The following is a 25,024-nucleotide window of genomic DNA, read 5'->3' on the forward strand; positions in this document are numbered from 1 at the left end:
GATATAGGTCACCAGCGGGGGCGTGTCAAACCGCCGAGGCGGGTTTCGGTTCCCGATGGCGATGTTCGGACTAGCGGGAAGCCGCCGCGCGCGATAGGCGACTGCATGGTTCGTTTACCCTCGTCTCCCGGGCAGGCCCCGGTGCGTGCCCTTGCCGCTTCGATCTTAGCCCTCGCGACGATGCTGGTGCTGGGCGCCCCCGCGTCCGCGCAGGATGCGCCGCCCGAGCGGATCACGCCGCCGATCCGCTATTCGCTGCCCCCCGGCGAGAGCAGCGAGACCCCGCCGCCCGCGCCGGCGCCAACGCCCACGCGCGCGCCGCCACCGCTGATCGTCGTCCCGACGCCGGCCCCCGAGCCGACGCCGCGCGCACGGCCGACGCTGCGGGCGACGCCAGCGATCGTGCCCACACCGACGCCGACGCCCACCGCGCCCGCGCCTTCGGCACAACCGACCGGCGCGCCGATCGAGCTTTCGCCCACCGCGGCGACGCCGGTGCAGCCGCTGCCTGCGCCATCGCCCGAAATCACCGCGGCGCCTGCGGCGCAGCCTGACGAAGCCGATTGGACGTGGTGGATGCTCGCGGGCGGGCTCGCGTTGGTGGCCGCGGCGGCGTTGCTGGCGTGGCGCCGCCGCGACGCAGCCGCCGCGGCAGACTATGCCGAACCGGCAGTCGACCTCGCACCGCCGGTGCTGGCTCCGACACCGCCGATGCGGCGGGCGGCTACCCCGGTTGCGGAACCCGAAATGGCCGAAGCGCCGGCGGCGGCAGCCCCACGCGGCAGCGACACCCAGTTCCTGACCGTGCCGGCCCGCCCTGCAGCACCCGCGCCGGTCGTGGCGCCTGACGGTACGCTCAAGGCGTTCCAGAACCGACCGCGCGCGCCCGCCCCGCCACCGCCCGCTGCCGATGCCGGGTTCATTACCGCGTTCCGATCACCCGCCGCGCCGGCGCCGATGCTCGGGCTCGAGCTGCAGCCGATCCGCGCGGGGTGCACCGAGGATACGGGATTCGTCGAATATACCTTCGCGGTCATCAACCCCTCGGACGTCGTGGTCGGGGACCTGCTGGTCTCGGCCTGGCTGGTGTCGGCCAACCCGCAGCAGGACCGCCAGCTGCTCGATTATCTCGCCGAGCCCGCCGACCCGTCGCGCCACAATATCTTCGCGCTGCGTCCCGGCGAGCATCGCGAGTTGCGCGCGGCGATGGGGGTGCCGTTCGACCAACTGCATCTGGTCGAGGCGGCAGGCCGGCGCTTCTTCGCGCCGATGCTGCTGCTCGACGCGCGTTATCGCACGCAGAGCGGCGTCGCGGGGCGCACGTCGGCGGCGTATATGATCGGTCGGCCGCATCCCTCGAGCGGGAAGCTGGCGCCGGTGTTCGTCGATCGCGGCCCGCGCGTGGTCGAGGGGCTGGCGGCGCGTCCATATAGGCTGCCGCGCCCCGCAGCCTGAGGGCGGGGTGAGCTTGACGCCCGCAGCGGCTCGCCGCATCCACCGCGCATGCAAAGCAACGCCAACCTCGTCACCGAGCGTCCGACCTTCGTCTCTCACCTCGAATGCGGCCTGACCGGCGAACGCTACGAAGCCGATCGCCTCCACGGCCTGTCCGCCGCCGGGCGCCCGCTGCTGGTCCGCTACGACCTACCCGCGGTGCGTGCTGCGCTCACCAAGGAAGCGCTCGCGCAGCGCCCGCGCGACCTGTGGCGCTGGCGCGAATTGCTCCCCGTGCGCGATACCGCGAACATCGTCAGCCTGGGCGAGAACGAAACCCCGCTGGTCACGCTCGACCGCACCGGCGAGCGCCTGGCGGCGCGCGCGCCGATCGTGAAGGACGAAGGGCGACTGCCCACCGGATCGTTCAAGGCGCGCGGGCTGGTGATGGCGATCAGCATGGCCAAGGCGCTGGGCGTCGAGACAATCGCGATGCCGACCAACGGCAATGCCGGCGCGGCGGCGGCGGCCTATGCGACGCGCGCGGGGATCGAGAGCATCATCTTTTGCCCCGACGACACGCCCGAGATCAACGTGCGCGAGATCGCGGCGCAGGGCGGCCGGGTCTATCGCGTCAACGGGCTGATCGACGATTGCGGCAAGATCGTCGGGGAGGGGGCCAAGGCCAATGGCTGGTTCGACCTCTCGACGCTCAAGGAGCCGTATCGGATCGAGGGCAAGAAGACGATGGGGCTCGAGCTGGCCGAACAATTCGGGTGGGAGCTGCCCGACGCGATCTTCTACCCCACCGGTGGCGGTACCGGCTTGATCGGCATGTGGAAGGCGTTCGACGAGCTCGAGGCGATCGGCTTCATCGGCTCGCGCCGCCCGCGCATGTATGCGGTGCAGGCATCGGGCTGCGCGCCGATCGTCCGCGCGTTCGAGGCGGGCGAGCGCCACGCCGAACGCTGGGAAGACGCGCACACGCTGGCGGCGGGGATCCGCGTGCCCAAGGCGGTGGGCGATTTCCTGATCCTCGACGCGGTGCGCGAAAGCGGCGGCAAGGCGCTTGCGGTGGGCGATCCTGCGATCGTCGCTGCGGTTGAGGAGGCGGCGAAGGACGGGCTGCTGCTGTGCCCGGAGGGCGGCGCGACGCTGGCGGCGTATGAGCGCGCGCTCGCCGATGGCGAGATCGGGCGCGATGAGCAGGTGGTGTTGTTCAACTGCGCGACGGGGTTGAAATATCCGATGCCCGACAAGTCGCGGACGCTCGATCGGCATGGGGCGATTGATTTGGCGGGGCTCTGACTCCCCTCCCTGAAAGGGAGGGGCTGGGGGTGGGTAGGGTGCTCGTGGTACGGCGGCGCAGCGCCCGGGGCATCCGTATCGCCAGGCCTCGACCCACCCCCGACCCCTCCCTTTCAGGGAGGGGGGAAGAAGGCTACGACCGCCATAATCCTCGTCACCCCAGCGAAAGCTGGGGTCTTTCTGTTACGAAGCGCGCGATTGCCGCGGGAGACACCAGCTTTCGCTGGGGTGACGGATGGGAGGGGAGCCTTGGCGCAAAGTGACCCCCCGGCAACCTACTCCCGAACCGGCACTTCCTCCTGCGTCGTGCCGTCTTCCGAACGATCGACCCGCGAGGTCATGCCCGTCGCTTCGGCATCGTCGAGCATCTGCTCGTCGGGCGCGATCGGTTCGGGCTCTTCGGTGGGCGTCGGCTCGGGGCTGGGCTCGGGCAGGGGCGCGGGTTCGGGTAGCGGCTCGGGTTCGACATAAGCGGGCGCCTCGTCGGTCACCGCCTCGCTCGGGGGCGGGCCGGTTTCGGGTTCGGCCGAACAGGCGGCCAGCGCCATCAGCCCGAGCAATGCGGTCTTCTTCATCATGCTATCCTTTTTCACCGGCTCGCGACCTGCGCGGCCGAACGGCGTTCGATCTTGTCGGCCAGCACCGCGTCCCATTTATACGGATCGGCGCGGAAGCTCATCTGCCCGTTCGCGCTCGCAAACGCGGTCCAATAGAGCAGATACACCTGCACCGGGGTGTTGAGCCGCGCGCGGACGGTCTTGGTGGTGGTCGTCACCTGCTCGTCGATCGCCGCCTCGCTCCATTCGGGAACGTCGCGCAGTAGCAATTTGGCGAGCTCGGCGGGCTTTTCGAGCCGGATGCAACCATGGCTCGCCAGCCGGTCAAAGCGCGAGAAGCCAGCCTGCGCCGGGGTGTCGTGCAGATACACCGCGAACGGATTGTCGAAGTCGAATTTGAAGCGGCCGAGCGCGCTGGTGTCGCCCGATGCCTGTTGTAGGCGGCGGTTGGGGCCTTCGCCGATGATGCGGAAGTTGTTGGCCTTGAGATAGCCATCGCCCTTCGGGAACAGCTCGCGATTGGCGATGCTCGACGGCACGTTCCACGGCGGATTGAGCACCACCGAGTGGATCGTCGATTGCAGCATCGGCGTCTCGCCGCCGCCGGGTTTGCCGGTGACCGCCTTCATCGACATCACCGGGCTGTCACCCTCGAACACCGTCAGCACCGCGGCGGCGATGTTTACCTGGATCCGGTTCTTGGGCAGCTCGTGCGGCAGCCAGCGCCAGCGCTCCATATTCGCCATGATCTGGCGCACGCGGTCGCGGGCGGGCACGTTGAGCGCGCCGATCGTCTGGGTCGAAACGGTGCCGGTGGGGTTCAGCCCGTAGCGGCGCTGCGCGCGCTGTACTGCCGCCTTCAACGTGGCGTCGAAGCTGTCGCCGGTCGCGACCACCTCGGGATCCTCGATCGCCAAGCGCTTGCGTAGCGCGGCGACACGCGCGCCCTTCGATCCCATCGACAAGTCGGCGCCGGCGGGGATCGCCTGCCAGCCGCCCGCGGTGACGATACCGCGATAGCGCGTGAGGCCCTCGCGCAAGCCGTCATAGCCGGCCCAGGGGGGCGGCAGCGCGGCGAACCACTGCGCGATCCGATCCTCGGCCACCGCCTTGGCAAAGGCAGGGCGGGGGTCGTAGGCAGCGGGGCGCAGCGCCCAATCCTCCTGGAAATCGGCGGTATCGAGCCGCCCGGCATGCACCGCATGCGCATGATCGAGCGCAGCGCGAACCAACGCGTCGTTCGCCTGCGGGATCGAAACCGCAGCATCTACCGACCGCAGTCCCTGCACCGCGCCATCCTGCTCCAGCAACGCTGCCAGCTGGGTTGCCTGGACCGGGGTAAGCACCGGGAGCGGCGCGACCGGCTGCACCATCGGCACCGGGATCGATGGCGGTAGCGGGGTGGTCTGCATCGCCGGCGGGATGATCCGCGCGGGCGGGGCGGCGGGCATTGCGGGCGCGCGCGGCGACGGCGCCTGCGTCTGCGCGGCCGCGGGGGCGGCGAGCGAGGTCAGGAGCAGGGCAGTCAGGCGGATATTGCGCATGGGCAGGGATACTCTCACTCGTTCTTCGACACCGAACGCCGCGCCGAACCGTTCGCCGCAAGCCTTAACGCCTGTCGTGCCCGCTCGCAAAGGCGAAGCGACACGCAACACATCCTGCGACAATAAAAGGGTTTGTCCGGAAGGTGCGAACGGCGCCAGGGGGGCATGATCAAACGAAACGACCTGGGTAGCGCCCTCAGAGTTCAGCGCGCACGCTCTTCAAACGAAAAAGGGCGACCCCGATGGGGCCGCCCTCCTTCGATCGTATCGCCGCCCGTTGCCGGGGGGCAAAGCCGATTACTTGACTTCGACGGTCGCGCCGGCGGCTTCCAGCTGGGCCTTGATCTTGGCGGCTTCGTCCTTCGACACGCCTTCCTTGACGGCCTTGGGAGCCGACTCGACCAGCGCCTTTGCTTCGGTCAGGCCGAGTGCGGTGATCGCGCGGACTTCCTTAATCACGTTGATCTTCTTGCCACCGTCGCCGGTGAGGATCACGTCGAATTCGGTCTGCTCTTCAGCAGCAGGAGCGGCAGCGCCGCCGCCAGCGGCAGGTGCTGCAACTGCGGCAGCAGCCGAAACGCCCCACTTCTCTTCGAGCATCTTCGAAAGCTCGGCGGCTTCCAGGACGGTCAGGGCGCTCAGGTCGTCGACGAGCTTGTTCAGGTCAGCCATGGTAATACTCCAATATTCAAAGGGTTCGGGTCAGTAAATAAGCCTTGGGGAAGCGCCGTTTCAGGCGGCTTCCTTCTCCGCATATGCCGAAAGCACGCGCGCGATCTGCGCGGCCGGTGCCTGAGCGATCGTCGCGATCTTGGTTGCAGGTGCCACGATGAGCCCCACAAGCTTGCCACGAAGTTCGTCCAGCGACGGCAGCGTCGCCAGCGCCTTCACGCCATCGACGTCGAGCATCTGGCTGCCCATTGCGCCGCCGACGATTTCGATCTTGTCGTTCGTCTTGGCGAACTCGGCGATCACCTTGGCCGCAGCCACGGGATCGGTCGAGGTAGCAAGGGCTACGGGGCCGGTCAGCAGGTCCGACAGACCTTCATACTCGGTGCCCGCAAGGGCGATGCGAGCAAGGCTGTTCTTGCTGACCTTGTAGCTGGCACCGGCTTCGCGCATCTTCGTGCGGAGTTGCGTCGACTGGGCGACGGTCATCCCGAGGTTGCGGGTGACGACCACCACGGCAACTTCGTTGAAGGTGCTGTTCAGCGCGGCGACGGCGTCGGTCTTTTGCGAACGATCCATGCCGGTCTCCTCAAAAAAGGCCTTCACTGCGAAGGCCCGGTTACGTCGGAAGTCGGGCGACTGCCCGGCTCCCTCGTCCGAGGGGCATGATCGTCAAGCGGCGGGTGGCCCCGCGCATGACCCGAACCTTCCTGGCGGAAGTATCCGGCGAAAATGCATTCCCCGTCTTGGCAGGACATTAAGGCCGGGCAAATCCCTGGCCACCTGCTGTCTCGGACGGATGCCGACACGGACGAATCCGTCTCGGCAAGGGGGCGCTGATAGCGGGAAGCGGGGGAAAGTCAACGGCGGCGGGGGCTGGGACGGACGTTAACCTTAGCGCATTGTCTGCGCCCGGATCCGTCCAACATCGGCACAGCGCAAAACAACGACTGGCGAAACCCAGGCGAACAACCAATACACTTAAGCAACGACAAGACACAGAAGGCAACACCAATGGTTAACGGCAACATCCTGCGAAAGACACGGTCGCTTCGACTGGCTGCGCTGGTCTTGGCGGCAACGCTCGCGCCGCAGGTTGCCCAGGCGCGCACCCCCGAGGTTCGCAGCGTGCTCGCACTCGAGGCGCCTTTGGTGCCGGGTGAATATGCCTGGAACGCCGATGGCGTCGCCGCGGGCCCGACGCGGATCGTGATCGATCTGACCGCGCAGAAGCTGTACGTCTATCGCGGCGGGGTAGAGATCGGGCGCGCGTTCATCCTCTATGGCGCCGACCACAAGCCGACGCCGATAGGTACCTTCCCGATCCTGCAGAAGAAGCGCCACCACATCTCGAACCTATACAACGCGCCGATGCCGTACATGCAGCGGCTGACCTGGGGCGGGGTGGCGATCCATGGTAGCGAGGTCGAGGCCAATGCCGCGACGCATGGCTGTGTCGGCGTCCCCGACGAATTCGCGGCGCTGCTGTTCGACGCGACCAAGATGGGCGACGTCGTGACGGTCACGCGCAAATGGATGCCGGCGCTGTACGCGGCCGAGATCGACGCGCCCGACCCGCATGCGATCGAAGAAGTGGTCGAGTCGGTCGCGGAAGCCCCGGTGGCCGTTGCGGCGAACGAAGTCGTTGGCGCGCCTTATGCAGTCCTCACCCCGCCCGAGTGATCGCCGCCCGACCGCAGCAACGAAAAAGGGCCGGGAGATCGCTCTCCCGGCCCTTTTTTTATGCCGTGATGATCTGAAGGATCAGACGCCGACTTCGGCGACGTCGACCTTGATCCCCGGGCCCATCGACGAGCTGACCGCGATCTTGCGGACATACTTGCCCTTGGCGCCGGTCGGCTTGGCCTTGACCACCGCGTCGACCAGCGCATCGAAGTTGGCGCGCAGGTCTTCGGCCGGGAACGACGCCTTGCCGATGCCCGAATGGATGATGCCGGCCTTTTCGACGCGATATTCGACCTGGCCGCCCTTGGCTGCCTTGACGGCTTCGGCGACGTTCATCGTCACGGTGCCGAGCTTGGGGTTGGGCATCATGCCCTTCGGTCCCAGGATCTTGCCGAGGCGGCCGACGACGCCCATCATATCGGGCGTGGCGATGCAGCGGTCGAAGTCGATCTTGCCGCCCTGGATGATCTCCATCAGGTCTTCGGCACCAACGACGTCGGCACCTGCTTCGCGTGCTTCGTCGGCCTTGGCGCCCTTGGCGAACACGCCGACGCGAACGGTCTTACCCGTTCCTTTCGGGAGCGTAACGACGCCGCGGACCATCTGGTCTGCATGACGCGGGTCGACGCCGAGGTTCATCGCGACTTCGATCGTCTCGTCGAACTTCGAGGTCGCGTTGCTGCGGGCCAGCGCGATCGCTTCGTCGATCGGGTGCAGCTTCTCACGGTCGATCGTGAGTGCCTTCTGCTTCTTGCTCAGATTGGCCATCGGATCAGCCCTCCACTACCTGGAGGCCCATCGCGCGTGCGGAGCCTTCGATGATCTTCGTTGCGGCGTCGATGTCGTTGGCGTTCAGATCCTTCATCTTCGCGGTCGCGATTTCCGAAAGCTGCGAGCGCTTGATCGATCCGGCCGAAACCTTGCCCGGCTCCTTCGAACCCGATTTCAGGCCAGCGGCCTTCTTGATCAGATACGTGGCGGGCGGGGTCTTGGTCTCGAAGCTGAACGAGCGATCGGCATAGACGGTGATGACGGTGGGCAGCGGGGTGCCGACCTCCTGGTCGCCGGTCGATGCGTTGAACGCCTTGCAGAACTCCATGATGTTCACGCCGCGCTGACCCAATGCGGGGCCGATCGGCGGCGAGGGGTTCGCCTTGCCTGCAGGAACCTGCAGCTTGATATAGCCGGTAATCTTCTTTGCCATGATACTCACTCTGTTGCCGGGCACGAATGCGCGCCGGTGCAAGTTTAGCGGTTCGTGCGACGGCCCAGGGCCGCCTCCCGCAACATCCATCGCTAGCGTTGGAAGCTGGCGCGCTTAGCGCAAAGCGCGGCGCGATGCAACGGGGCGGGCGCAGCGGGCGGCGCTGCCACTGATCGCTTTTACCGCTCGCGCTGACGAAGTTTAATCACTTTGTCCGATTAACAACCTATCATAGATTGCAAGCCGAAATTACCCGCAAGGAGAGCCGCAATGGACGCGATCACATCTGGCAGCCCGCTCAATGACCCCAAGAAGGAACCCGCCGCCAAGCGCAAGCTGCTCGGCCGCACGAGCCGCGATTGGTGGCCCGAGGCGATCAGCCTGGAAATCCTCCACCAGAACGGCCTGACCGGCAACCCGATGGGCGACGACTTCAACTATGCCGAAGCCTTCAAGACGATCGACTATGCGGCGCTCAAGGCCGACCTCCATGCGCTGATGACCGACAGCAAGCCCTGGTGGCCTGCCGATTACGGGCATTACGGCCCGTTCTTCATCCGGATGGCATGGCATGCCGCGGGCACCTATCGCACCGGCGACGGGCGCGGCGGTTCGTCGTCGGGACAGCAGCGTTTCGCGCCGCTGAACTCGTGGCCCGACAACGGCAATCTCGACAAGGCGCGTCGCCTGTTGTGGCCGATCAAGCAGAAGTACGGCGCCAAGCTCAGCTGGGCCGACCTGTTCATCCTGACGGGCAATGTCGCGATCGAATCGATGGGCGGCCCGACCTTCGGCTTCGGCGGCGGTCGCGGCGACGTGTATGAGCCCGAGCAGGACATTTATTGGGGCACCGAAGAAGAGTGGCTCGGCGACACGCGGATCGACGAGGAAAAGAACGTCGCGCTCGAGAACCCGCTCGCGGCGATCCAGATGGGCCTGATCTACGTCAATCCCGAAGGCCCCGGCGGCTGCCCCAATCCGATGGGGTCGGCGCGCGACATGCGCGAGACCTTTGCGCGGATGGGGATGAACGACGAGGAGACCGTCGCGCTCACCGCGGGCGGCCACACCTTCGGCAAGGCGCATGGCGCGGGCGACCCCAAGCTGGTCGGCCGCGAGCCCGAAGGTTCGGACATCGCATCGCAGGGGCTTGGCTGGACCTCGACCCACGGCACCGGCGTGGGCGACGACACGATCACCTCGGGGCTCGAGGGCGCGTGGACGCCGACCCCGATCACCTGGGACATGACGTATTTCGACATGTTGCTCGATCACGAATATGAGATCGTGAAGAGCCCGGCGGGCGCGCACCAGTTCCAGCCGATCGGCAATCCCGAGGACACGCTGGCACCCGCCGCGCATACCCCGGGCAAGCGCGTGCCGACGATGATGACCTCGGCCGACATGGCGCTGAAGGTCGATCCTTCGTACCGCGCGATCATGGAGAAGTTCCGCGCCGATCCGGCCTATTTCGCCGATGCGTGGGCGCGCGCCTGGTTCAAGCTGTGCCATCGCGACATGGGCCCCAAGGCGCGCTATATCGGTCCCGAAGTGCCCGCCGAAGACCTGATCTGGCAGGACCCGATCCCCAAGGCCGACTATGCGCAGATCGAGGACGCCGACATCGGCGCGCTCAAGGAAGCGATCAAGGCATCGGGGCTGACGGTGCGCGAGCTGGTGACCACCGCGTGGGCATCGGCATCGACCTATCGCTGGTCCGACCATCGCGGCGGCGCCAATGGCGCGCGCATTCGCCTCGCACCGCAGAAGGACTGGGAGGTCAACGAGCCCGAGCAGCTCCACCGCGTGCTGGGCGTGTATGAGCGCATCAAGGCCGATTTCGATGGCAAGGGCGCCAAGGATGCTTCGGGGGCCGGCAAGAAGGTGTCGATCGCCGACCTGATCGTGCTCGGCGGTTCGGTAGGCGTCGAGCAGGCGGCGGAAGCTGCGGGCCACGACATCGAGGTGCCGTTCTTGGCCGGTCGCACCGACGCGACCGCCGAAATGACCGATGCCGACAGCTTCGACGTGCTCGAGCCCAAGGCCGATGGCTTCCGCAACTATCTGCAGGTCGAGTTCAACGTACCGACCGAGGAGCTGATGATCGACCGCGCGCAGCTGCTGTATCTCAGCGCGCCCGAAATGGCGGTGCTGGTGGGCGGGCTTCGCGTGATGGGTGCTAACCATCCCAAGGCCGAGAAGCATGGCGTGTTCACGCATCGTCCTGGGCAGCTGACCAACGACTTCTTCGTGAACCTGCTCGACATGGGCACCGCGTGGAAGCAGATCAGCGAGGAGAGCGACCAGGAATATCTGGGAACCGACCGCGCGACCGGCGAGCCCAAGTGGACCGCATCGCGCACCGACCTGGTGTTCGGCTCGAACTCGCAACTGCGCGCGCTGGCCGAGGTCTATGCGTGCGACGATGCCGGCGGGATGTTCGTCGAGCAGTTCGTGAAGGCGTGGGTGAAGGTGATGAATGCCGATCGGTTCGATCTGACGGTGTGAGGTGAGAGGCCCCCGGCGGTGTCGGGGGGTTGAGGATGGGGCCGGGAGCGCGGGTGCGCTTCCGGCTTTTTTTTGTTGGCGGGGGTGGGCAAAACGGGCGGCGCGTTTCCGCCCCCTCCGTCAGCCTTCGGCTGCCACCTCCCCCTGGCGGGGGAGGATTTGGGTGAGGTCTTTCCTCCCCCGCCAGGGGGAGGTGGCGGGCGCTTTAGCGGCCGTCGGAGGGGGCGGATGGGGGGCGGGTGGTGGTGGTGCGGTTCGCGGTGACCGAGCCACCGGTGGCCGGGGTTTAATTGGGCGAGGATGCCGCGGGGATGTTCGTGAAGGCTTGGGTGAAGGTGATGCATGCCGATCGGTTCGATATGACGGTGTGAGGTGAAACGCTCCCGGCGGTGTCGGGGGTTTAGGATGAAGGGCCGGGAGCGCGGGTGCGCTTCGGGCCTTTTTTGTTTGGCGGGGGTGGGCAAAACGGGCGGCGCGTTTCCGCCCCCTCCGTCAGCCTTTGGCTGCCACCTCCCCCTGGCGGGGGAGGATTTGGGTGAGGTCATTCCTCCCCCGCCAGGGGGAGGTGGCGGGCGCTTTAGCGGCCGTCGGAGGGGGCGGATGGGGGGCGGTGGGTGGTGGTGCGCTGGTCGGCAACGGCTAGGATTTGGCGGACTACTGCGTCCAGGTCCGTCATTACTTCGGTGGCGGTGAATCGCAGGACCTCTACGCCTTGCGCCCTGAGCCATTCGGTCCTCGCCGCATCGCGTTCGGGGCGGTCGCCGCGGTTGTGGGCTTCGCCGTCGACTTCGATCGCGAGGCTGGCGGAGGCGCAGTAGAAATCGAGCACGTAGTTGCCGGCGGGGTGTTGGCGGCGGAAGCGGGGGGCGGATGCGTGGCGGCGTAGGGCTGGCCATAGGGCTAGTTCGGGCGGGGTCATTGCCTGGCGGAGGTGGCGGGCGGTGGTTTTGGCGTTTCGCGTGCCTGCGAGGCGCATCGTTTCCTCCCCCTCCGTCATGCTGCGCATGCCACCTCCCCCTGGCGGGGGAGGATTCGACTTGTAATGTTGGATTTCCGCGAACACAACGGGAACATGGCTCGACCGTTCGATCGTGCGCAGGGGTTGGAGAATGCGGCGTTTATCGCGGCGCTGACGCGGACCGGTAATGTCCGGGCGGCGGCGCGGGCGATTGGGCGGGCGGCGGCGACGATGCATGGGCGGCGCGCGGCGCATCCCGCCTTTGCGCAGCAATGGGACGTGGCGGTCGCGATGGCCGATGCGCGGTTGCTCGAGGACGGCGGTGGGCGGCTGGCGGATAGCGCGGCAAAGGCGGGTGGGGCTGTCGGCCATCGTTCCGCCAGCGATCGTACCGCCAGTCATCGAACCTTGGGGGGCGAGGCGGTGGTGGTGCAGCGGCGCGACGGCAAGCTGCAGGTGCGCAGCGCCCAGCCGGGCAAGATCACGCGGCAGTGCGAACAGGCGTTCCTGGCGGCGCTGTCGGCGACCGCCAACATCCGGCTGTCGGCGGCGGCGGCGGGGGCTTCGCCCGCGGCCTTTTATCGGCGGCGGCGGCGCAACCCGGGGTTCGCGCGCGAGATGCACCTGGCGCTCGAGATGGGCTATACGCGGATCGAGGAGGGGTTGCTCGAAAGCTTCGAGGTCGGGGCGCACGAGCATGACGCATGGCGCCATAACGAGCCGCCGCCGCTGCCCGCGATGACGGTCAACCAGGCGCTGCAATTGCTGTATCTGCACCACAAGACCGCGCGGCTATGGGCGCAGGCGCCGCATATGACCCGCCGGCGTGGCGAGAGCAGCCAGCAGTGGAGCGAGCGTCGCGCCGCCGAGTATCGCGCGGCCAAGACGCGCGAGACCGAGGCGCTCAAGATGGCGGCGACGAATGCGGCGTTGCACGCGGCGCTCGACCGGATCGCGCCGCTGCCGCACGAGCCGCCGCCGCCGGTGCTGCCCGCGCTCGACCAGGTGACCGGCTGGTCGCAGGCCGATGCCGACAAGACGCCGCACGACCCGACGCGCGCGCTGTTCGGCGGGTGGCGGTTCGAGGACCTCGAGCGGCGTCGCCGGGAGTAGGCGCGGGGGCAGCGCGGCGTCGGGCGGCGTGCGCGGGTTGGCCGCAGCGGTTTTTATCGCCATAGCAGATACATAGCCCGGCCGACCTTCGACTGGGCGACGGGAGTAGCGCGTGTCCGACATTTCGATACCAGCAGGCGGCGGCGGTGCCGTGTCGTCGGGCTCGCCCGCGCTCGACCGCATCCTCGACGGCGGTTACGCCTTCAACCGCGTCCACTTGCTGGAAGGCGAACCCGGATCGGGCAAGACTACGCTTGGGATACAGTTCCTGCTCGCCGGCGTCGCCGAGGGCGATCGCTGCATGTACATCACCTTGTCCGAAAGCCGCGAGGAGCTGTTGCAGGTGGCGGGCACGCATGGCTGGGACGTGTCGGCGATCGAGATCTTCGAGCTGGTGCCCCCCGAGCTGAGCCTCGACCCCGAGCGCGAACAATCGATCGTCTATTCGTCGGACCTCGAGCTCGGGGAAACGGTGCGGATGGTGATGGCCGAGGTCGAGCGGGTAAAACCGACGCGACTGGTGTTCGACAGCCTGTCCGAAATCCGGATGCTGGCGCAAGGGGGGTTGCGCTTCCGCCGCCAGGTGCTGGCGATGAAGCATTATTTCGCGCGACGCGGGTGCACCGTGGTGTTCCTCGACGATCTTACCCAGACGATCGAGGATTTCAGCCTGCACAGCCTGGCGCACGGCGTCATCCGGCTCGAGCAGACCGCGCAGCCCTATGGCGCCGAGCGCCGGCGGCTGCGGGTATACAAGATGCGCGCGCGTGGGTTTCGCGGGGGGTTCCATGATTTCGTGATCCGTCCCGGCGGGCTCGACATCTTTCCGCGGCTGAGCGCGGCGGCGCATCCCGACGCGGGCTATCGCGACCGGGTCGCCTCGAGCGGGATTGCCGAGCTCGACCTGCTGGTGGGCGGCGGGCTCGATTACGGGACCTCGACGCTGTTCATGGGGCCGTCGGGCGCGGGCAAGACGACGATGGCGATGCAATATGTGTTCGAGGGACTGAAGCACGGCGAAAAGGCGCTGTTCGTGAGCTTCGACGAGACCGAGCGGGTGTTTTTGCGCCGCGGGGTGGGGCTCAACATGGACGTCCAGCAGGCGACCGCCGAGGGGCGGTTCGTGTTCGAGCAGGTCGATCCCGCCGAAATGTCGCCGGGCGAGCTGGCGCAGCTGATCCGCAGCCATGTCGAGAGCGGGACGACGATGGTCGTGCTCGATTCGCTGTCGGGCTACCAGCATGCGATGCCCGAGGAGCGCTACATGCTGCTCCAGATGCACGAGCTGGTGACGTATCTGAACCAGCAGGGGGTGCTGGCGCTGCTGGTGCTGACGCAGGCCGGGCTGATCGGCGCGATGCAGTCGCCGGTCGACCTGACCTATCTGTCGGACAATGTGCTGTTGGTGCGCTTCTTCGAGGCCGAGGGCGAGATCCGCCGGGTGATGTCGGTGATGAAGAAGCGCACTGGGCATCACGAAAAGGCGCTGCGCGAATTGATGATCGATTCCGAAGGACTTCGCGTCGGGCCGAAACTCAATGGGTTCAGTGGCGTTCTGACGGGCGTGCCGCAACTGGTCGCGGCGGGAAAACTTATGACGAACCGTGACGACGCCGAAGCCTGACGACGCCGCGATGCACGCATTCCTTGTCGTCGCGCCCGAGGGCCGCGACGGCGAGGTGATCGCGCAATTGCTGCGCAGCGCGGGGCTGTCTTGCGTGCTCGATCGCGATGGCGAGGCGCTGATCGCCGCAGTGGCGGCAGGCGACAACGAAGGCGCGATCGTCACCGACGACGCGCTGGCGCGGATCGATCCCGAGCGGCTGCGGCAGGCGATCGAGCAGCAGCCGCCTTGGTCGGACTTTCCCTTCATCCTGCTGTCGAAGCGCGGCGGCAGCCGACCGGGGCTTAGGGTGAACGAGGAACTGGTGAACGTCACCGTGCTCGAGCGGCCGCTGCATCCGGCGTCGTTAGTGTCGGCGGCGCGGGCGCTGGCGCGGGCGCGGCGGCGGCAGCGGCTGGCGGCCGAGCATCTGCAGGAACGCGAGCGTGCGCGCGCCGAACTGCGCCGCTTCGCCGACACGCTCGAGCGCAAGGTGGCCGAGCGCACCGCCGAGCTCGCCAGCGCGAACGACCGGCTGACCGCCGAGATCGCCGAGCGCGAGCGCGCCGAGGCGCGGCTGATCCAGGCGCGCAAGATGGAGGCGATCGGCCAGCTGACCGGCGGTATCGCGCACGATTTCAACAATCTGCTGACCGCGGTGATCGGCTCGCTCGACCTGCTGCTGCGCCGAACCGACGACGAGAAGGTCCGCCGGCTGGCGCGGATGGCGTTGCAGGCGGGCGAGCGCGGCGCGTCGCTCACCTCGCAATTGCTGTCCTTCTCGCGCAAGCAGCAATTGTCGCCCGCGCCGGTGCAGCCCAACCACGTCGTCGCGGCGATGAGCGAGATGCTCGCGCGCGTCATCACCGACGATGTCGTGGTCGAGACCGCGCTGGCCGACGATCTGTGGCCCGCACTTGCCGATCCGACGCAGCTCGAAGTGATGCTGCTCAACCTGGCGATCAACGCGCGCGATGCGATGCCCGACGGCGGCACGCTGCGGATCGCCACGCGCAATGTCGCCACGGTTCCCGCCGAAGTCGCGGGCGAGCTGGCCGAGGGGCATTATATCGCGATCGCAGTGTCGGACACCGGCACCGGCATGTCCGAGGCGGTGATCGCGCGCGCGTTCGAGCCGTTCTTCACCACCAAGGAAAAGGGCAAGGGCACCGGGCTTGGCCTCGCGCAAATCTATGGCTTCGCGCGCCAGTCGGGGGGCACGGTGCATATCGCGAGCGAAGTGGGGCGCGGCGCCACCGTCACGCTATACCTGCCACGCACCCACGATCTGGTCGCCCCCGCGCCGCGCGACACGACCCGCGATTCGATTACCGCGGGCAACGCGCACATCCTGGTGGTCGACGACGATGACGAAGTGCGCGCGATCGCGGCGCAGATGCTGGGCGAGATCGGCTACGAGGTCACCGCGTGCGAGAGCGCGCGGCATGCGCTCGCCGATTTCGCGGGCGAGCGGTTCGACATGGTGCTGACCGATATCCTGATGCCGGGGATGAACGGCCTGGAATTCGCGCGGCGGGTGCGCGCGATCGATCCGGCGATGCCGATCCTGTTCGCCAGCGGCTATGCCGACATGGCGGACACCAGGAGCGAGCTGACCGAGGAAACGCTGATCCGCAAACCCTATCGTCTGGCCGAGCTGGCCGATCGGATCGCGGACACGCTTGCGCGCGCGCAGGGCGCGGCGCGGCAGCAGGCCTAGCCCACGCCGCGCCTACCGCGCGTCAGTTGCCGAAGGCTTCCTTGAAGTCCTGCGCCGCGCGCGGGAATTGGTTGTTGCTGAGCATGCCACGGAAGTCGGCGTTCGAATCCCAATAGCTGTGATATTGGACGTTGTGCCGGACGAACCAGGCTTTTGCCCGCTTGATGAAGGGGCCGGCGGTGTCCGAATTTACCCCCCATTCGGCATAGGCGGTGGGCTTCTTGTGCGCGGCGGCGAATTGCTGGTGCCAGGCGAGGCCGTATTTTTCGTTGACCATGTAGATCCACGCCGCCTCGGGGTCCTTGGGATGCCACTGGGTATTGTAGTAGAAATCCATGCCGATCACGTCGACATAGGCATCGCCCGGATAGGCGAGCGCGGGGTCCATCCCGTGATCGCCGACATTGGGGGTCCATTCGAATTCGAAGCGGTCGGTTTCCTGGCGGAAGACCTGAACCATCCGCCGGAAGGTGCCCTTATAGGCTTCGGGGTTCTTCAGTGCCCCCCAAGGCTGCCAATCGGCGTTGAATTCCCAGCCGAGCCTGACCGGAATTTTCTGCCCCGCGGGGGTTGCGCGGTTGAGCGTACGCGCCTGATCGCGATAATGCTCGTCATAGGCACCCGCCGCCGCCTTCTCGAGCGTCTCGCCCAGCGGAAACATCGGAATCGACCAGCGAATATCGACGCCGCGGCCGGCAAAGAGGCCCGCTGCCCATCCCGATGAGCCGCGCCAGTCTGCCCAACTGGCGCGGCCGGCGAACAGCTGCACCGCGTCGGGTTTGCGCTCAAGCCAGCGCTCGACGACGCCGATCTGGTTGGGGTCGTTGCCGACATAGAAGGAGGTTTGCATCGCCGCCGAGGGCGCAGGGGCGGGGGCGGGGCTGGGGCTGGGGCTGGGCGCGGGCGTCACCGCCGCGGGGCTGGTTGCCGGCGTGGGTGTGGGCGTGGGGGCGGGGGCTGGCACGGCGGGTGCGGGCGTCGGCGTTGGGGTCGCTGCGGGGGGCGTTACCGTGCCCGCGCCAGCACCCGGCGCGATCACCACCGATCCCGCCGATTCGGTCCCGCCACTATCCTCGCCGCCGCATCCCGCCAGCAGCAGGCACAAAGTTAGCGACAGGCTGGTCGCATTACGGAAGAGCCGCCGCCGAGGAACTGCGGGGCCGACGAGGGGGGGCGGGGTCGCGAGCATGGAACCAAGCGTAGGGCGGAGCGGTTACCGGTTGGTTTATGCCAGGCGGGGGATTCTTCGAACCGCGACGGGTGGACCGCAGGGTGCGGCAGGCGGACCTTGGGCAGCCGCGAGCATCGGTTCGGGTGTCGCTGGTTCGAACGCGAACCGCCGGCGGCCGGGCGCGGCTTCGCTCGACGGAAGCTAGCCGGTTGCGTGCCGTGGGCGGCTTGGCATGCGCGCGACAGGTGCGCGCACGGACCGATCAGCGCTAGCGCGGGGGCGGGGTGGCGCGTTCCTGATTGAGCCGGAAGAGGCGCGCCAGTATCTCGTCATCGGTGAGCAGCCCCGCGCGCCAGTCCGCGCCCCAGCCATAGGCGTCCGCCACCGCCGCATCGAGCGCGGCGTGCGCATTGGCCAGCCATTGCGGGCGCGCATTGTAGAGATTGGTCAGCGTGCGCTTTTTGAGCTCCTTCGCCGCGTCGGCGTCCTTCGGCAGGATGCGATCGGGGTAGCCGGGCACCACTTCGGGTTCGCGCACGACGAGGTCGGCGGGGTTGAGCCAGTTCTCGCGCAATTCGTTGAGCCGTGCGGCGGCGGTCGCGATCGCCTGCGCGCGCGGGTCGTCGGCATAGGCGGCGGCGGGGATGTCGGGGGTCAGGCCTTCGGGGAAGGGGAAGGTCTCGAAGGTCGTTGAGGGCGTGTAGCGGGGATCGTTGCCGACCCCGAGGAAGGTGCCCATGCGCAGCGACCAGAGTTCGTGGAAGCGCGAATGGAGGATGCCGAAGCTGGTGTCGTCGTCGCGGGCGATGGCAATTATAGCTGAATCAGCCAGCACCGACTTATCGGCCCACACAAAAACTCGGTGCTTGGAGACTCGAGGACTTAGGATAAATCGCTCCTTGGTGAGCAAGGCGCGGCGCATTTCCCCTCGGGCGCGTTGATGTAGCCACCAGCCGTCAAGCGCTCGGGTTTCTCGCCCTCGTAGCGGGGGCTTGCCAAGAATCTCTCGCTTAGCATTCTCTGAATCAATAGCGTCTCGCAAATACGCGAACGGAGTTTCAAAGAGAGCAGCTTCGCTCTCAATCATACTCGTGCCGAAATCTATAATCCACTGGCCAGAGGGCCTCCGAACGAGGTCCATTCCGTTAGCCCACGGTCTTAGCACATCCACATTGCCCTGCCCGTTTGGGTTAACGGGTAGCTTTATCCACTGTCGAGCCAGCTCGCCGGTCACTTCAAAGGGTCCGGTTTTAATCGTACCCTGAAATGCAACCGCGGAATTTTGCCGCAGCGGGCGGGCCGCGGTCAGATCAGTTGAACCTTCTGCTCCTGTCAGATCGGAAAAGATCTGTTGAACCAAATGTCCGTTTAGTTGTCCGGCCACGCCAATGTCCCGGTCGAAGCAGATGAGCGAAACCCGCACTGCAGCACCGTCAACGGTCCAATCCTCGTCGCTCCAAGCTTCAGAAATGCGACCATGCTCAACGACTGGCTTGATAACTTCTCTGTTCGCCCCGCCCCTTATAGAATTGGTTGCAACTAGTCCCGCACGCTCAAGTCCGCCTGAAACCATCATCTCCCAAGCCTTCGAGAACCAGTAACAGACAAGATCAATACCGCCCGGCACGTCCGGCCATGCCTTACGCAAAGCGCGAGTATAATCCTCGCCCAGTTCGGCGATCATCTTCTTGTTGCCCAAGAACGGCGGGTTCCCAATGACCACGTCCGCGTTAGGCCACTCGGCCCGAGTCCCGTCCTCATTCAGCACTGCATCCCGGCACTCGATGGTCTCCAGCGGGCGCAAGATCGGGTTCTTCGACGCCTCGAAGCCATTGCGGCGCATCCACTGGATTTCGCCGATCCAGACCGACACGCGCGCCAGCTCGGCGGCATAGGGGTTGAGTTCGATCCCCAGCACGCATTCGGGGCCGACGCGCGGGAAGCCGCGCGGAAGCCCGAGCGCTTCGGCATCGAGATTGGCGCGATGTTCGATATCCTTGAGCGATCGCAGCGCGACGTAAAGGAAATTGCCCGAGCCGCAGGCGGGATCGAGGACGCGGAAATCGGCCAGCCGCTCGATGAACGCCGAATGCAGCGCGGTAGCGTCGTCGAGTGCCTTCTGCGCCTTGCGCTTCTCCGCCGGGGTTAGCAGGCGCTCGGCGGTGCGCCGGGGCGCATTTTCGAGCAGCGCGGTCATGCGCGCCAGCGTAGCGGCCCATTCGGCTTCGAGCGGTTCGATGATCACCGGGCGCACGATCAGCATGATCTTGTCGCGATCGGTGTAATGCGCGCCCAGCTGGCTGCGCTTTGCAGGGTCCAGCCCGCGTTCGAACAGCGTGCCGAGGATCGAGGGGTCGATCTGGCTCCAGTCGCGTCGCGCGGCGCGCAGCAGCTGGTCGATGTCGTCGCCGTCGACCGCAAGGACATGGTCGTCCTCGAACAGCCCGCCGTTGAACCATTCGATCGCGGTGAAGCCGACCTTGCCGCCGGGGCGCGCCATCGCGCCGAACAGCGTGGCGGCATTCGCGGCGAACTCGGCCGGATTGCGCCGGCTGACCTCGAGCATCCTGGTGAACAGGTGATCGGGCAGCAGCCCGACATCCTCGGCGAACATGCAGAATACCAGCCGGTTGACGAAATGCGCCACCTGGTGCGCTTCGTTGCCACGGTCGCGCAGCCGCTGCGCGAGGCCGGCGAATTCGGCGGCGGTCTCCTCGGTAAGCTCCTGCCGCGACTTGGCGGGGCGGAATGCCTCGGGATTGACGAACGCCGCCTTGATCCGGTCGCGCACCGCGCCATCGACCAGGTCGTCGAGGACGAATTCGTGCTTTTCCTGCACGCTGTTGGTCCAATTGGTGCGGATCACGATCCGCGCCATGTCCGACACGATCAGCAGCGGCGGGTTTTCCAGCGCGACGGCATATTGCAGCAGCTGGGCGTTGGCCTTGTCGAGATTGGCGTGGCGGCCCTTATATTCCCAGGCGAAATGCCCCTTGCGCCAGACATCGGCCCAGCCTTCGCCGCCGCTGGTCTTGCTCGCGCCCTTTTCGAAGGTGAACCAGTCGCCGGTCGGATCGGCCGAGACGGGATCGGGCAGGCCGAGCAGCGCGCACAGGTCGTTGAAATGGCTTTGCGACGCCGAGCGTTCCTTGAGCTCGTTGGCGCGCCATTTGGTCAGGAATTCGTGCGGTGTCATGTCGCCCCAAGATGATAGGGGGCATCCAGCAAATCGCGTGCCGCTCCCCCATCCGACGTAGTAATCGATCGGGCCGACAGGGCAATGTTTGCCCGCGCCTGCATCGCCGCGATCGGGAAGGTTGCTGACCGTCGACGCGGCAGCGGCTATCGCCCCCGGCATGGCACGAAAGAAGCGCATCCTGACCGCGACGATGGCCGATGGCTATGTGAAGACGATCGGCCCTACCGCCGCGGCGTTCACGCATTTCTGGCGGATCGTCGCCGAGCTGGCCAATGGCAAGACCGAGGTTTTCTGGGGACACGCCAAGTCGCTGAAGGAAGCGACGGGCAAGCGGGCGGCGGCGCAGGACGCGGCGCGGCAGCGCGGGTGGGTGCGCTTTGCGTTCGAGGTGGTCGAGCTGCGCGAGGAATAGGAGGGGCGCTGCCGGGCCGGGGCGCGCGGCGCTGGACTGGAGCAAAAAGGGCGCGGGCAAAGCCCGCGCGTGACGTCGGACGGGCTCGCTTCGCGCCCCGCCGGCCGGGCCGGCGCCGTCGCAGGATTAGCGCGGCTAATCCTGGGCGGCTTGGCCTTATTTGCTTCTTTCGACCTGCTCGAAATCGAGCTCGACCGGGGTCGCGCGGCCGAAGATCGATACCGATACCTTGACCTTCGACTTGTCGAAATCGAGCTCCTCGACCATGCCGTTGAAGCTGGCGAACGGGCCGTCGAGCACCTTCACATTGTCGCCGATCTCGTAATCGACCTTGATCTGCTGCTTGGGCGCGGCGGCGGCTTCTTCCTTGGTGTTCAGGATCCGCGCGGCTTCGCCTTCGCTGATCGGCTGCGGCTTGCCCATGCTGCCGAGGAAGCCCGTCACCTTCGGCGTGTTCTTCACCAGGTGATAGACGTCGTCGTTCATGTCGAGCTTGGCGAGCACATAGCCCGGGAAGAACTTGCGCTCGGACTGCACCTTCTTGCCGCGGCGGACCTCGGTGATCGTCTCGACCGGCACCTCGACGCTTTCGACTAGCGCGTCGAGCCCCAGCCGGGTCGCGTCGGCCAGGATCTGGTCGCGGACCTTGTTCTCGAAGCCCGAATAGGCGTGAATGATGTACCAGCGCGCCATGCGTGTTGTTCCGTTTCTTAGTCGGCGAGGGAGAGCAGGAACTTCACCAGCGCGTCGAAGAAGCTGTCGACGCCAAGGAAGAAGATCGCCAGCAGCGAGGTCATGATCACGACCATCACCGCGGTCATCACCGTTTCCTTGCGCGTCGGCCAGACGACCTTGGCGGTTTCGGCGCGGACCTGCCGCATGAACTCGATCGGGGTCGTTTTCGCCACTGGCGTGCTGCCCTTTGACAATGGGTTCGTTGGTTCGCCGACCGCCGGGCAAAGGGCCGCTGCCCGGTTCCTGAAGAGGAAACCGGCGCTGCCCATCCAGACTGTCGGATTGGGACCGGTATCTAGCGAAGGATCAGGGGCAGTGCAAGCATGTGCGCCGGGGCGGGAACGAAGCGGCGCCATATCCTGGCGAAAACGCGCGTACACCCTATATTAAGCATAGGCATATCGGAGGACCGAGGTGGCGATTGCAGCCATCCGCCCGGTCGGCCCTAGGAGAGCAGTCATGCGGTCGCGCGTCAAAGCCAACCCGATTCAGCCAGGTCCGCGGACTGGCCCGGTGTTGCGACAGGCGCTGCCGATCCGCGGGCTGCTCTATTCGCTGCCGATCGCGGCGCTGTTGTGGGCGATCCTGCTGCTGCCGCTGTTCGTCTGAACGCCGCCGCAGGTGCGGCTGGCAGGAGTGGAGGGACTCGAACCCACGGCCCTCGGTTTTGGAGACCGATGCTCTACCAACTGAGCTACACTCCTGCAGCGCGATTGCCCTAGCCGCGCGTTTCGCGCGCCGCAAGAAAAACCGAACCCGCATACGCAGGTACGTCGATCAGGCGGCGATGCTCTCGCCGCGCTTGCGCCGCGTCGCCAAATGGCGTGCCTCGTCGGTGGGAAGCGGGCGGCCGAAATAATAGCCCTGCACCTTGGTGCAGCCGAGCTCCTGGACCATCTGGTGCTCCTCCTCGGTCTCGACGCCCTCGGCGGTGGTCGCCATGCCGAGCGACTGCGCGAGCGCGACCACCGCGCGGATGATCGCGATCGCCTCGCGCACCCCCTTCGACGCGCTCTGGACGAAGCTGCGGTCGATCTTGATCGAGGAAAATTTGGTGCGCGAGAGATAGCCGAGCGAGGAATAGCCGGTGCCGAAATCGTCGAGGCTGAGGCGGCAGCCGAGCTGGAGGATGTGTTCGAGCACGCGGACCGCGCCGGTGCCTTCGCGCAGGAAGACGCTTTCGGTGACCTCGAGCTCGAGCCGGTCGGGCGAGATGCCGGTCTGGGTGATCGCCTGCGCGATGACCGCGACAAAAGCGGGGTTGTGGAGCTGTTCGGGCGAGACGTTGACCGCGATTCGGATATCGTCGTCCCACGTCGCCGCCTCGGCGCAGGCGTTGCGCAGCACCCATTCGCCGATCGGCGCGATCAGCCGCGCATCCTCGGCGAGCGGGATGAACTTGGCGGGGCTGATCGGGCCGAGCGTCGGGTGCGTCCAGCGCAACAGCGCCTCGAACCCGGTGAGCGCGCCGGTGCCGGCATGGACCACCGGCTGGTAGTTGAGCGTGAGCTCGTCGTTCTGCAGCGCGTTGCGCAGCGCGATTTCGAGCACGCGGCGCTCTTCGGCGACGATATGCAATTGGGGCTCGTAGACGTTGAAGACGCCGCCGCCGGCGTCCTTCGAGCGGTAGAGCGCGAGATCGGCCGAGCGGACGAGCATCTCGGCGCTGCGGCCGTCGCGCGGACCGACCGCCAGGCCGACGCTGGCGCCGATGTAGAGCGTGTGCTGGTCGACCTCGTACGAGCGCGAGAGCGTGGCGATGATCGTGCGCGCTAGGCGCTCGAGCCGCTCGGTATCGCGTGCGTCGCGGACCACGACGGCGAATTCGTCGCCGCCGAGCCGACCGATCACTTCGTTGTCGGTGACCAGATGCGCGAGCCGTTCGGCGACTCGCTGGAGCAGCCGATCGCCGAGCGGGTGGCCGAGCGAATCATTGACCGCCTTGAAGCGATCGAGATCGATCATCATGAAGGCGCAGCGCCCGCCCCATTTCTCGGCCTCGGCCATCGCGCGCGCGAGCGCTTCGTTGAGCAGCAGCCGGTTGGGCAGGCCGGTGAGCATGTCATAGCGCGCCATGCGGTTGATCTTGTCGGTCGAAGCGCGCGCTTCGGTCACGTCCGAGCCAACGCCGCGAAAGCCGATGAAGCTGCCGCGTTCGTCGAAGCGCGGGCTGGCGGAGATTTCCCACCAACGTTCCTCGTCGCCGATGCTGACGGGCAGCAGCAGGTCGCGGAACGCATCGCGCGCCTTGAGCCGCTCGGCGAGCTGGTGGAGCCCGGCGGGGAAGCTGCCGGTTTCCCAATGCGGGCCGGCGAGCACCTGGAGGAAGGGCATGCCGTCGATCTTCACCGGATCGAGGCCTACCGAATAGGCGAAGCGCGGCGAGGCGCGGACGACGCGGCGCTGCGCGTCGGTCTCCCACAGCCAGTCGGCGCCGTGATCCTCGAACTCGCGCAGCAACAGGCTGACGGTCTCGTCGCGTTCGGCGACCGCGATCTCGCCCGCGCGGATGACCACCAGCGCCTTGCCGCGCGCGAAGCAGGCGACGATGAGCAGGGCGGTGAAGAACGCCGCCGCCGCCGCCAGCACCGGGCCGGTGGCGATCAGCAGCGATACCGACACCGAGGTGCCGACGACGCTGAGGAAGATGATCGTCGCGAGCGGCAATGCGGCCAGCGCGACCGCCGATGCGGTCATCAGGATCGACAGCGTCAGCCACAAGGCGAGCGCCGATTCGCCCTGCGCATAGGGGCCGAAGACGACCGGCGCGATCGACCAGATGATGCCGAGCGCGAGCCCTTCATACGCGGTGTCGCGAATGTCCTCGATGCTCGCCGAAATCTGGGTGCGCGCGCGCGAGGACAGGCGGCGGATGCCGACTGCCGCGGAAATCACCGCGACCAAGGCGCCCCAGCCAAACAACAGCCAGACCGGCAAGAGATTGCGAAACTGGAGGATCAGCAGCGCCGCGCCGAAAACATTGGCGGCGAGCAGGAACAGCGCGAGCTGGCTACCGGCATTGAGCTGCGCGGCGCGGATCGGACCCCAATCGGTCAGATCGCGCGGATCGTGCATACCTAAGAGCGCGCGGGCATCGATCCGCGGCTTGGCGAACTGGGAGGTCGTATCGCTAGTCACCGCGCTGCAGTAGCGCCAAGTTGGTTAGCGAGAAGTTATGGTGCGCCCCCGCCGCGATATTTATG

General features: G+C 66.8%; 21 protein-coding genes and 1 tRNA gene. 9 read left to right on the plus strand and 13 right to left on the minus strand.

Annotated features, from left to right (window positions below; genetic code table 11):
• The first annotated feature begins 180 nt into the window (after positions 1-180).
• Both OKW76_RS15215 and OKW76_RS15220 read left to right on the plus strand, forming a co-directional pair.
• Positions 181-1,455 carry a hypothetical protein gene (locus tag OKW76_RS15215; RefSeq protein ID WP_265549726.1) on the plus strand — a complete coding sequence of 425 codons (1,275 nt, stop codon included), beginning with the start codon at positions 181-183 and terminating at the stop codon, positions 1,453-1,455.
• 48 nt (positions 1,456-1,503) lie between these two features.
• Positions 1,504-2,742 carry a threonine synthase gene (locus OKW76_RS15220; protein WP_265549728.1) on the plus strand — a complete coding sequence of 413 codons (1,239 nt, stop codon included), beginning with the start codon at positions 1,504-1,506 and terminating at the stop codon, positions 2,740-2,742.
• A gap of 275 nt (positions 2,743-3,017) precedes the next feature.
• Here the strand turns inward: OKW76_RS15220 and OKW76_RS15225 are convergent, their stop codons facing one another.
• The 4 genes from OKW76_RS15225 to rplJ form a co-directional block, all read right to left on the minus strand.
• Complete coding sequence (locus tag OKW76_RS15225; protein WP_256506712.1) at positions 3,018-3,320, minus strand: hypothetical protein; 303 nt, start codon at positions 3,318-3,320, stop codon at positions 3,018-3,020.
• 11 nt (positions 3,321-3,331) lie between these two features.
• A complete protein-coding gene (locus OKW76_RS15230; protein WP_265549730.1) occupies positions 3,332-4,843 on the minus strand; it encodes a L,D-transpeptidase family protein in 1,512 nt (503 codons plus the stop codon).
• 297 nt (positions 4,844-5,140) lie between these two features.
• Positions 5,141-5,515, minus strand: a complete 375-nt coding sequence (gene rplL, locus OKW76_RS15235; protein ID WP_256506716.1) for a 50S ribosomal protein L7/L12 — start codon at positions 5,513-5,515, stop codon at positions 5,141-5,143.
• 60 nt (positions 5,516-5,575) lie between these two features.
• A complete protein-coding gene (gene rplJ, locus OKW76_RS15240; RefSeq protein ID WP_265549732.1) occupies positions 5,576-6,091 on the minus strand; it encodes a 50S ribosomal protein L10 in 516 nt (171 codons plus the stop codon).
• Positions 6,092-6,526: 435 nt separating this feature from the next.
• Here rplJ and OKW76_RS15245 point away from each other — a divergent pair, with 435 nt between their 5' ends.
• A complete protein-coding gene (locus OKW76_RS15245) occupies positions 6,527-7,195 on the plus strand; it encodes a L,D-transpeptidase family protein (RefSeq protein WP_265549734.1) in 669 nt (222 codons plus the stop codon).
• Positions 7,196-7,276: 81 nt separating this feature from the next.
• On the opposite strand, the gene rplA is transcribed toward OKW76_RS15245, so the two are convergent.
• Both rplA and rplK read right to left on the minus strand, forming a co-directional pair.
• The gene (gene rplA / locus OKW76_RS15250) at positions 7,277-7,966 is read right to left on the minus strand and encodes a 50S ribosomal protein L1 (protein WP_265549736.1); all 690 of its coding nucleotides are present in this window, start codon (positions 7,964-7,966) and stop codon (positions 7,277-7,279) included.
• 4 nt (positions 7,967-7,970) lie between these two features.
• Complete coding sequence (gene rplK / locus OKW76_RS15255; protein ID WP_256506721.1) at positions 7,971-8,402, minus strand: 50S ribosomal protein L11; 432 nt, start codon at positions 8,400-8,402, stop codon at positions 7,971-7,973.
• Positions 8,403-8,672: 270 nt separating this feature from the next.
• Here rplK and katG point away from each other — a divergent pair, with 270 nt between their 5' ends.
• Positions 8,673-10,910, plus strand: coding sequence for a catalase/peroxidase HPI (katG, locus tag OKW76_RS15260; RefSeq protein WP_265549738.1), 2,238 nt, complete (start codon positions 8,673-8,675; stop codon positions 10,908-10,910).
• Between the two features lie 577 nt (positions 10,911-11,487).
• Here the strand turns inward: katG and OKW76_RS15265 are convergent.
• Positions 11,488-11,916, minus strand: a complete 429-nt coding sequence (locus OKW76_RS15265) for an endonuclease domain-containing protein (protein WP_322740098.1) — start codon at positions 11,914-11,916, stop codon at positions 11,488-11,490.
• Between the two features lie 66 nt (positions 11,917-11,982).
• On the opposite strand from OKW76_RS15265, the gene OKW76_RS15270 reads away from it, so the two are divergent.
• From OKW76_RS15270 to OKW76_RS15280, 3 genes are all read left to right on the plus strand, one after another.
• Positions 11,983-12,981, plus strand: coding sequence for a hypothetical protein (locus tag OKW76_RS15270; RefSeq protein ID WP_265549740.1), 999 nt, complete (start codon positions 11,983-11,985; stop codon positions 12,979-12,981).
• 112 nt (positions 12,982-13,093) lie between these two features.
• Positions 13,094-14,605 carry an ATPase domain-containing protein gene (locus tag OKW76_RS15275; protein ID WP_265549743.1) on the plus strand — a complete coding sequence of 504 codons (1,512 nt, stop codon included), beginning with the start codon at positions 13,094-13,096 and terminating at the stop codon, positions 14,603-14,605.
• A gap of 10 nt (positions 14,606-14,615) precedes the next feature.
• A complete protein-coding gene (locus OKW76_RS15280) occupies positions 14,616-16,304 on the plus strand; it encodes a response regulator (protein WP_265549745.1) in 1,689 nt (562 codons plus the stop codon).
• A 22-nt stretch (positions 16,305-16,326) separates the two neighbouring features.
• Here OKW76_RS15280 and OKW76_RS15285 read toward each other — a convergent pair whose 3' ends face one another.
• Both OKW76_RS15285 and OKW76_RS15290 read right to left on the minus strand, forming a co-directional pair.
• Positions 16,327-17,493: a glycoside hydrolase family 26 protein gene (locus OKW76_RS15285; protein WP_265549747.1), complete on the minus strand. Its 1,167-nt coding sequence runs from the start codon at positions 17,491-17,493 to the stop codon at positions 16,327-16,329.
• A gap of 250 nt (positions 17,494-17,743) precedes the next feature.
• Positions 17,744-20,671, minus strand: coding sequence for a class I SAM-dependent DNA methyltransferase (locus OKW76_RS15290; protein ID WP_265549749.1), 2,928 nt, complete (start codon positions 20,669-20,671; stop codon positions 17,744-17,746).
• A gap of 160 nt (positions 20,672-20,831) precedes the next feature.
• Between OKW76_RS15290 and OKW76_RS15295 the strand changes: the two genes are divergently transcribed.
• On the plus strand, positions 20,832-21,086 hold the full coding sequence (locus OKW76_RS15295; protein ID WP_265549751.1) for a hypothetical protein: 255 nt from the start codon (positions 20,832-20,834) through the stop codon (positions 21,084-21,086).
• A 156-nt stretch (positions 21,087-21,242) separates the two neighbouring features.
• On the opposite strand, the gene nusG is transcribed toward OKW76_RS15295, so the two are convergent.
• Positions 21,243-21,779 carry a transcription termination/antitermination protein NusG gene (gene nusG, locus OKW76_RS15300; protein WP_265549753.1) on the minus strand — a complete coding sequence of 179 codons (537 nt, stop codon included), beginning with the start codon at positions 21,777-21,779 and terminating at the stop codon, positions 21,243-21,245.
• Between the two features lie 17 nt (positions 21,780-21,796).
• Positions 21,797-21,994: a preprotein translocase subunit SecE gene (gene secE, locus OKW76_RS15305; protein ID WP_265549754.1), complete on the minus strand. Its 198-nt coding sequence runs from the start codon at positions 21,992-21,994 to the stop codon at positions 21,797-21,799.
• Between the two features lie 286 nt (positions 21,995-22,280).
• On the opposite strand from secE, the gene OKW76_RS15310 reads away from it, so the two are divergent.
• Positions 22,281-22,430 carry a hypothetical protein gene (locus OKW76_RS15310; protein ID WP_265549756.1) on the plus strand — a complete coding sequence of 50 codons (150 nt, stop codon included), beginning with the start codon at positions 22,281-22,283 and terminating at the stop codon, positions 22,428-22,430.
• A 19-nt stretch (positions 22,431-22,449) separates the two neighbouring features.
• On the opposite strand, the gene OKW76_RS15315 is transcribed toward OKW76_RS15310, so the two are convergent.
• Both OKW76_RS15315 and OKW76_RS15320 read right to left on the minus strand, forming a co-directional pair.
• Positions 22,450-22,525: transfer RNA gene (locus OKW76_RS15315), tRNA-Trp, on the minus strand.
• Between the two features lie 73 nt (positions 22,526-22,598).
• Complete coding sequence (locus OKW76_RS15320; RefSeq protein WP_265553031.1) at positions 22,599-24,896, minus strand: putative bifunctional diguanylate cyclase/phosphodiesterase; 2,298 nt, start codon at positions 24,894-24,896, stop codon at positions 22,599-22,601.
• Between the last annotated feature and the right edge of the window lie 128 nt (positions 24,897-25,024).

Source organism: Sphingomonas sp. S1-29, assembly GCF_026167545.1.
Lineage (GTDB): Bacteria > Pseudomonadota > Alphaproteobacteria > Sphingomonadales > Sphingomonadaceae > Sphingomonas.

What these genes read in the sequence shown, in the direction of transcription:
- OKW76_RS15215 (WP_265549726.1), top strand. Translation starts at nt 181, where the DNA reads ATGCTGGTGCTGGGCGCCCCCGCGTCCGCGCAGGATGCGCCGCCCGAG.
- OKW76_RS15220 (WP_265549728.1), top strand. Translation starts at nt 1,504, where the DNA reads ATGCAAAGCAACGCCAACCTCGTCACCGAGCGTCCGACCTTCGTCTCT.
- OKW76_RS15225 (WP_256506712.1), bottom strand. Translation starts at nt 3,320, where the DNA reads ATGATGAAGAAGACCGCATTGCTCGGGCTGATGGCGCTGGCCGCCTGT.
- OKW76_RS15230 (WP_265549730.1), bottom strand. Translation starts at nt 4,843, where the DNA reads ATGCGCAATATCCGCCTGACTGCCCTGCTCCTGACCTCGCTCGCCGCC.
- rplL (WP_256506716.1), bottom strand. Translation starts at nt 5,515, where the DNA reads ATGGCTGACCTGAACAAGCTCGTCGACGACCTGAGCGCCCTGACCGTC.
- rplJ (WP_265549732.1), bottom strand. Translation starts at nt 6,091, where the DNA reads ATGGATCGTTCGCAAAAGACCGACGCCGTCGCCGCGCTGAACAGCACC.
- OKW76_RS15245 (WP_265549734.1), top strand. Translation starts at nt 6,527, where the DNA reads ATGGTTAACGGCAACATCCTGCGAAAGACACGGTCGCTTCGACTGGCT.
- rplA (WP_265549736.1), bottom strand. Translation starts at nt 7,966, where the DNA reads ATGGCCAATCTGAGCAAGAAGCAGAAGGCACTCACGATCGACCGTGAG.
- rplK (WP_256506721.1), bottom strand. Translation starts at nt 8,402, where the DNA reads ATGGCAAAGAAGATTACCGGCTATATCAAGCTGCAGGTTCCTGCAGGC.
- katG (WP_265549738.1), top strand. Translation starts at nt 8,673, where the DNA reads ATGGACGCGATCACATCTGGCAGCCCGCTCAATGACCCCAAGAAGGAA.
- OKW76_RS15265 (WP_322740098.1), bottom strand. Translation starts at nt 11,916, where the DNA reads ATGCGCAGCATGACGGAGGGGGAGGAAACGATGCGCCTCGCAGGCACG.
- OKW76_RS15270 (WP_265549740.1), top strand. Translation starts at nt 11,983, where the DNA reads ATGGCTCGACCGTTCGATCGTGCGCAGGGGTTGGAGAATGCGGCGTTT.
- OKW76_RS15280 (WP_265549745.1), top strand. Translation starts at nt 14,616, where the DNA reads ATGCACGCATTCCTTGTCGTCGCGCCCGAGGGCCGCGACGGCGAGGTG.
- OKW76_RS15285 (WP_265549747.1), bottom strand. Translation starts at nt 17,493, where the DNA reads ATGCTCGCGACCCCGCCCCCCCTCGTCGGCCCCGCAGTTCCTCGGCGG.
- OKW76_RS15290 (WP_265549749.1), bottom strand. Translation starts at nt 20,671, where the DNA reads ATGACACCGCACGAATTCCTGACCAAATGGCGCGCCAACGAGCTCAAG.
- OKW76_RS15295 (WP_265549751.1), top strand. Translation starts at nt 20,832, where the DNA reads ATGGCACGAAAGAAGCGCATCCTGACCGCGACGATGGCCGATGGCTAT.
- nusG (WP_265549753.1), bottom strand. Translation starts at nt 21,779, where the DNA reads ATGGCGCGCTGGTACATCATTCACGCCTATTCGGGCTTCGAGAACAAG.
- OKW76_RS15310 (WP_265549756.1), top strand. Translation starts at nt 22,281, where the DNA reads ATGCGGTCGCGCGTCAAAGCCAACCCGATTCAGCCAGGTCCGCGGACT.
- OKW76_RS15320 (WP_265553031.1), bottom strand. Translation starts at nt 24,896, where the DNA reads ATGCACGATCCGCGCGATCTGACCGATTGGGGTCCGATCCGCGCCGCG.